Origin of the sequence: Nocardiopsis sp. NRRL B-16309, assembly GCF_001279585.1 — a bacterium.
Lineage (GTDB): Bacteria > Actinomycetota > Actinomycetes > Streptosporangiales > Streptosporangiaceae > Nocardiopsis.
Genome location: NZ_LGEC01000014.1, coordinates 1 through 348, shown reverse-complemented (window position 1 = coordinate 348; position 348 = coordinate 1). Strand labels below are relative to the sequence as shown.

Sequence of the window (348 nt, the reverse complement as noted above, 5' to 3'; positions counted from 1 at the left end):
ACCCTGGTCATGGTGGTGACCGTGGCGGTGGTGGTGGCCACCCACAACCTGGCCTTCGGCGTGATCGTGGGCGTGATCGTCTCGATGGTGCTCTTCGCCCGCAAGGCGGCGGTGCACGCCGACCTGACCAGCGTGCTCGACCCCGAGGGCGGCACCCGCGTCTACTCGGTCAACGGCGAGCTGTTCTTCGCCTCCACCGGTGAGCTGGTCGGCCGGTTCGACTACGCCGAGAAGGGCCTGACCAAGGCCGTGATCGACATGACCAAGGCGCACGTGTGGGACTCCTCGGCCGTGGCCGCCCTGGACCAGGTCACCGAGCACTTCCGCAAGCACGGGGTGGAGGTCGAG

At 68.4% G+C, this 348-nt stretch carries 1 protein-coding gene; it reads left to right on the top strand.

What is annotated here, in order from left to right:
- Positions 1-348: STAS domain-containing protein (locus ADL05_RS03075; protein ID WP_156365696.1), on the top strand; the 348-nt coding region annotated here is incomplete at both ends.